The 6,631-nt window shown below is 44.6% G+C and carries 5 protein-coding genes; 3 read left to right on the plus strand and 2 right to left on the minus strand.

The window, feature by feature from the left end; genetic code table 11:
* Nucleotides 1-40 precede the first annotated feature (40 nt).
* The 3 genes from bamA to lpxC all read left to right on the plus strand — a co-directional run bounded on the left by bamA (nt 41) and on the right by lpxC (nt 5,173).
* Nucleotides 41-2,296, plus strand: coding sequence for an outer membrane protein assembly factor BamA (bamA, locus tag Q0600_RS08495; protein WP_298759177.1), 2,256 nt, complete (start codon nt 41-43; stop codon nt 2,294-2,296).
* A gap of 562 nt (nt 2,297-2,858) precedes the next feature.
* Nucleotides 2,859-4,238, plus strand: coding sequence for a M23 family metallopeptidase (locus Q0600_RS08500; RefSeq protein WP_298759179.1), 1,380 nt, complete (start codon nt 2,859-2,861; stop codon nt 4,236-4,238).
* Nucleotides 4,239-4,288: 50 nt separating this feature from the next.
* Nucleotides 4,289-5,173, plus strand: a complete 885-nt coding sequence (gene lpxC, locus Q0600_RS08505; RefSeq protein WP_005872409.1) for a UDP-3-O-acyl-N-acetylglucosamine deacetylase — start codon at nt 4,289-4,291, stop codon at nt 5,171-5,173.
* On the opposite strand, the gene Q0600_RS08510 is transcribed toward lpxC, so the two are convergent.
* Together Q0600_RS08510 and Q0600_RS08515 are read right to left on the minus strand one after the other, a co-directional pair.
* Entirely contained in the window at nt 5,170-6,141 is a 972-nt protein-coding gene (locus Q0600_RS08510) for an aminotransferase class V-fold PLP-dependent enzyme (RefSeq protein ID WP_298759188.1), read from the minus strand. The genes lpxC and Q0600_RS08510 overlap by 4 nt on opposite strands.
* Nucleotides 6,141-6,631: SufD family Fe-S cluster assembly protein (locus Q0600_RS08515; RefSeq protein WP_298759191.1), on the minus strand; the 491-nt coding region annotated here is incomplete at its 5' end. The genes Q0600_RS08515 and Q0600_RS08510, both read right to left, overlap by 1 nt.

A 6,631-nucleotide genomic window follows, 5' to 3' on the forward strand; every position in this document is an offset into this window, starting at 1 on the left:
GTATTATACGCAAATTATTTTCGTTTTTAGGTAAAATTTTATGAAAAAAAGCGTTTTTTTACTCTTAGTAGGTGGGATTTCCGTGGCGTGCGCCGCACAGATCAAATCCATTAAATTTGAAGGCCTTAGGCATCTTTCTCCACAGGTCGCACAGCAAATTTCAGGACTTAAGTTAGGCGATGAGCTTAACGGCGAAAACACCAATGCTGCGATCTCAAAGCTATTTGAGCAGGGCTATTTCAGCGACGTTTATATCAGCGAACAAGGCGGCGCGGTCACGATTAACGTAACCGAAAAACCGACCATCGCTAAGGTAGAGATCAAAAACGTAGTTACCAACGACCGCGATAAGATAAATGAGCTCATCGGCTTGCGTCCGGGTCAGGTTTACGATGAGGTGGCTGCTAAAAAAGCGGAGACCCGCATCAAGCAATACTACGAAGTCAAGGGCTTTTTTGACACCGTGGTGGAATTTTATCCAAAGCCGATAAACGACGATAAATCGGTCATCTTGCTAACGATCGAGGTAAATCGCGGCGAAAATATCATCATCGATAAGGTAAATTTGGTAGGTGCGGACAAGCTCGACTATGACGATATAGAGCCATCCGTTGCCAATAAAGAACGCGAGATTCTGGGCTGGATGTGGGGCTTTAACGACGGCAAGGTAAAAACCGCCGAGCTTCCTAACGACGCAAATAGAATTCAAGAAGAATATTATAAAAAAGGCTACTTAGACGCGCAGGTTTCGGCGCCGCTACTTAATGCCGATATGGATAATTACACTGCTGATTTGACTTATTATATAAAAGAGGGCGAGCAATACACCGTAAGCTCTGTAGATATCGAGTATCCTGCAGATATAATCAAGCTTGATAAAGAAAAGGTTTTGGACGATTTTAAGCTTCAAAAGGGCGATACGATGAATTCCGAGCGTTTGCGCCGCGATATGAATACGCTAGAGACTTTAGTCGCGGATCAGGGATACGCCTATGTGCGCATCGTGCCTAAGACTAAGCAGGACAAAGAAGCTCGCACGGTCGCTATCACGTATCAAGTCATCCCTGAGGATAAAGTCTATATTAGAAACGTAACGATCTCGGGTAACGATAAGACCGAGGATAAGGTCATTCGCCGCGAGATGTATCTGACCGAGGGAAATTTATATAGCAAAACCGACTACAACGATTCATTAAATTCTTTAAAACGCACGGGGTATTTCGATGAGGTGGAGATTAAAGAAAACCGCGTTTCTAACGATCAGATCGATCTTGAAGTCGCAGTCAAAGAAGCCCCTACAGGCTCTATCACGGGTGGTATCGGATATGGCAGTGAGGATGGAATTTTACTTAGCGGCGGTATCAGCGATCGTAACGTATTTGGCACCGGTCTTCACGGCGCATTTTCGGTCGAAAAGAGCGACGATCAGTTAAGCGGACGCTTGAGCTTAACCAATCCTAGAGTGTTTGATTCTGAGTATAGCTTGGGCGGATCGATCTTTGCCAACGACTATGACTGGGACGATTACGATGAGAAATCTTACGGATTTTCAATTACGGGCGGTCGCAAGATCGGGCGCAATACCGATGTAAGCCTTACGTATTATCTCGAAAAAAGCGAGATTAAGGGCTTAAACGAATATTATGCCAAAGCGGGCTATCTGGATGGCAAGAATTTAAAAAGCTCGATTATCCCGTCTATTACATATAATAGCACCGATGATTATTACTTACCAAGAAGCGGTATGATCGCAAGTGCTAGCTTGGAATACGCGGGTCTTGGCGGCGATATGGACTACACCAAGGCGCGAGGATCGTTTAACTACTATTTTGGCTTGCGAGATTATATCGATCACGACATTATCTTTAGATACAAAGCTGCAACGGGCTATATGTGGGAAGGTAATAAAAAGATCCCGATCAACGAAAAGCTATTCCTAGGCGGAATGAAAAGCATTAGAGGCTACGAAGGTCGCAGTATCCCGAAAAAAGAGATTTGCTTAAATGCAAATAATTGCCGCTATATCGAAACAGGCGGCATGCAGAGCTTCAATAACTCCTTTGAGCTAAGCTTTCCGGTGGTCGATAGGCTTAAAATGCGCTTTGTAACGTTTTTTGACTACGGAATGATCGGCGATCATGACTGGAATGAAGAGGAGCGCTACAGCACGGGTGCTGGTATCGAGTGGATGACGCCGATGGGACCTTTGCAGTTATACTTCGTCAAGCCACTTAATAAAAAACCGCACGACGATACAAATAGCTTCGAATTTAGCATCGGCGCTAGATTTAATTAAACGCGGCGACTTGCGAACGCCTTGGCGTGCGTAGAATTTTCTACCGCACGCTTTAAAATTTAGTAATGCTGCAATTTTGACTTTTCTTGTCGCGCTAATTTGCAGCCGAATTATTGTAGGCGGGTTGAGCTAAATTTTAATTGGAATTCCGCTCGGCTTAGGATAAAAATTTAAACGCATAGCTTACTTGGGACTTTTTAAAGTTTTAGTTATCAAGATAGTTTAAAATTCCATTCGTATGGTAAAATTTTAAGCACAAGAGTTCTAAAAAATCAATACAAGCCATTTGCATACTTTAAAGAAATTCTAATATTGAAATTTTAAAGATTACGATATAGACGATAAACGCCGCTTTGTCGCGCGCGGAATTTCACTGCATAGGATCTAGCGCGCCACTGAATTTTAAAGCTCATAAATTTTGAGATTCTAAAATCGCTAGAATTTAAAATTTTAAATCGCCTCGTAAATCGCTAAACATTTGCGTTAAATTTTGCCTCGCTTTACCGATAATTTAAGTTAAGCTTGTAAAATCGCGATCTAAAATCATATCAAAGGCTCTTTTATGCGTAGAAATGGCAATGGAACGAAGCTTAAAATTTTAATATTTCTTATTATAATATGCGCTTTGGTTTATGGAATCTTTAGAATTTTCACCTCGCCGAAATTTGAAAAAAATCCTCCGCAAATTGCGCTGGAAAATGAAATTTATTGGAATTTAACCTCGCCTTTGAAGATTAAAATTTCAGATGATACCGGCATTAAGCTCGTTCGCGTTAATTTAAACGACGGAGCCAGCACGATACCGTTACTAAATGAGGAGCTGAACGTTCCGCAAACTACGCTAGAGCTTGCCGTGCAATTTCCTAAAAATTTGATGCTTAATAAAGATAAAAACTACAATCTTGAGGTTTTTGCAAACGACATTAGCTCGTGGAATTTTGCGCAAGGAAATAAGAGCGTAAAAACGGCAAATATAATAATAGATGACAAAAAGCCCCTCATAAATATCATCAATCAATCCTATAAAATCACCAAAGGCGGTAGCGCTGTAGTCGTATTCTCAGCTAAAGACGAGCGCCTAAACGAAGTCTATGTCAAAACCAACTATGGCAAAATTTTTAAAGCAATTCCTTTTGTAAAAGAGGGCTATTATGCGTCTCTCGTAGCGTGGCCTGCAAATTTAGAGGAATTTCGCGCAGAAGCGGTCGCCACTGATCGTGCAGGCAACGAAAGCATTTCGCAGATCAAATATTTTTATCAGGACAAAAAATATAAAGTCTCTACTATTAAGCTAAATCCGGGCTTCATTAACGGCAAAGTAAGTGATCTGGCTAGCCAATACGCGCAGAATTTTAACTCGATGAGCGATTTGGAGAAATTTAAATTCGTAAACGAAACTCTGCGTAAGAAAAACGGAGATGATCTGCACGCTGCTACTAGCGCGGTGCACGAGGATAGAATAAATGGATTTGAGCTAAAGCCTTTTTATCCGCTTGCCAAAGGCGCAGCGGTAGCAAGCTTTGCCGATCATCGGATATTTTTTATGAACGATGAACAAGTAAGCGAGTCTTGGCATATGGGGCTTGATCTAGCAAGCGTTGCAAACGCCGATATCAAAGAGAGCAACTACGGCAAGGTAGTTTTCGCGCAAGAAAACGGAATTTTCGGATTAAATTTAGGAATTTACTACGGCTTCGGATTATACGGCATCTACGGACACTGCTCGGCGACGCAGTTAAGCGTCGGCAGTGATGTAAAGCCGGGCGACATTCTAGCACAGACGGGCTCAAGCGGCTTTGCTTTTGGAGATCATCTGCATTTTGGCATCGTAGTTCAGGGTGTGGACGTAAGACCCGAGGAGTGGATGGATCCTAAGTGGATGAAAGATAACATTACCGATGTCTTAGAATCGTCCAAAAAAGTAATAGAAAAAGGTAAGTAAATTTTAAAATTTTCGCTATAATGCGCGGGTTAATGAAAACGAGGATAGAAATGAGACAGACAACGATAGCTAAGAAAGTCCATAACGTCGGCATCGGGCTACACAAAGGTGAGCCTATCAGACTTACGTTAGAGCCTTTAGAGGCAGGCAGTGGAATCGTATTTTATAGAAGTGATCTTGGCGTTAGTTTTAAAGCCGAGCCGAAAAACGTCATAAATACGCAAATGGCAACCGTCGTAGGCAATGAAAAGGGCTATATATCAACGATAGAGCATCTAATGAGCGCCATTAATGCCTATGGCATCGATAATATCCGCATCATCGTCGATGCTAATGAAATTCCCGTGATGGACGGAAGTTCGGCGAGCTTTTGTATGCTTTTGGACGAAGCGGGGGTAAGAGAGCTTGACGCGAATAAAAAAGCTCTCATCATCAAGCGAGCTGTGGAGATTCGCGAGGGAGATAAGCTCGTGCGCTTAAGCCCTAGCAAGAGTCCGAAATTTGATTATACGATTAAATTTAGCCATCCGCTCATCGGCACTCAGCACCATGTTTTTGAATTTAGCAAAAAAGCCTATCTTAAAGAAATTTCGCGGGCGCGCACGTTTGGATTTTTAAAAGACGTGCAAGCGCTTCGCTCCATGGGGTTAGCTCTAGGCGGCAGCTTAGAAAACGCCGTCGTAATCGATGAGAATAAAATTTTAAATCCCGAGGGCTTGCGCTTTGAAAACGAGTTCGTCCGTCATAAAATTTTAGACGCGATCGGCGATTTGGCGCTGGTGGGCGCTCCGATTTTGGGCGATTATACGGCGTTTGCGGGAAGCCACGATTTAAATCATAAACTCACTTTGGCAGTCCTTGCCGACGCGAAAAATTTCGAGCTAGTAGATCTTACCGCCGAGGTTGTGCGCGAATATCAAAAAGTCTTTGCTTAAGGTTGCAAAATCAAAGAGGTTGAAATTCTAATCGCCGCGCTTAGCAGCCCGTGCTTGGTCGGCGTGTATGAAAGCGGCGCCAAGATAGCGTAGATACCTGCAGCATCCTGCGTACCTGCCTCAAACTTCGCAGGAACAGGAGCCCAAACAGCGCTGGTCTCGGTGACGGAGTCAATCATCTCGCCGCCGGTAAGGAATGGTGGCATGGCATCAAGCAGCTCGGCGCGGCCCCAAAGCACGCCAATGCCCATAGGTCCACACATCTTGTGTGCCGAGAAGGCCAACAGGTCGCAGTCAAGATCGTGCACATCAATAGGGATGTGAGGCGCTGATTGCGCAGCGTCAACAACCATGTATGCACCCATAGTGTGTGCGCGCTTAGCAATGGCTTTGATGTCATTGCGGGTGCCTAGCACGTTGGAGACGTGCGTAATGGACACAATTTTGGCGCGTTCGGTAATCTTTGACGTAATCTCTTCGGGCGTAATTTGATACTGAGAGTTCATACGCAGATACACCAGATTAGCGCCGGTAGTCTTGCAAATTTGCTGCCAAGGAATGATGTTTGAGTGGTGTTCCATGATGGAAATGACCACGTCATCGCCTGGTTTAAGTGCATAGCGGCCAAGGCTTGAAGCAACTAGATTAAGCGCCTCAGAAGTGTTGCGCGTAAAGATAATCTGCTGACTTTCTGGCTTGTCGTTTTTATCGACAGCACCAATAAACTTTGCAATCGAAGCGCGAGCGTCCTCGATAGCTGCGGTTGCATCCACGCTCCAACGGTACAATCCGCGCAAAGCATTTGCGTTCATGGTCTCATAGAAGCGTGACTGTGCCTCAATGACTACGCGTGGACGCTGAGAAGTGGCGGCACTGTCCAAGTAAGCTACCTTGGGATTTGCTGCCAGAATCGGAAAATCTGCTTTGTAAGGGTTATCGGTAATCTGAGCAACTTCTGTGTCAGTCATTACGCGACACCGCCTTTGTTGGAATTTGCTTCAGAACTGGAATTGTCGTTAGCTGCAGCATCGTCATAGTCGTGCGCAATCTCTGCGCCCAGCTCTGCTTCGCAACGCTCAACGGCCACGTGGTGAGAAATCTCCTCAGGCGCGTTAATGATGGCGTCTTCAAAGAGGGCGCGTATAAATAGCTGCTCTGCAGCTTGGCGAGAAAGTCCTCGAGCTGCAAGATAATCAAGCTCAGGAGAGACGGATCCGATAGTAGCACCGTGATTACCGGCAACGTCATCTTCATCGCAGAGAATAACAGGCATGGTCTTGTTGACAACGTCATCGCCTAGAATCATGACTGTTTCAATCTCGTTACCCTGGGCATCCTTTGCACCACGAATAAGGTCGATGGTTGCGCGAAGAGTTTTTTTAGCTGCCTCGTTAAGAACACCAGACTCGGTAAGCTGTGCGCGAGTAGAGGTACCACGCATACGTACCAGGTGGTTGA

This window comes from uncultured Campylobacter sp. (genome assembly GCF_938041645.1).
In the GTDB taxonomy this organism is placed as follows: domain Bacteria; phylum Campylobacterota; class Campylobacteria; order Campylobacterales; family Campylobacteraceae; genus Campylobacter_B.

Bases quoted from the DNA above. Each gene is read 5' to 3' on its own strand.
- bamA (WP_298759177.1), top strand. From the start codon at position 41: ATGAAAAAAAGCGTTTTTTTACTCTTAGTAGGTGGGATTTCCGTGGCG.
- Q0600_RS08500 (WP_298759179.1), top strand. From the start codon at position 2,859: ATGCGTAGAAATGGCAATGGAACGAAGCTTAAAATTTTAATATTTCTT.
- lpxC (WP_005872409.1), top strand. From the start codon at position 4,289: ATGAGACAGACAACGATAGCTAAGAAAGTCCATAACGTCGGCATCGGG.
- Q0600_RS08510 (WP_298759188.1), bottom strand. From the start codon at position 6,141: ATGACTGACACAGAAGTTGCTCAGATTACCGATAACCCTTACAAAGCA.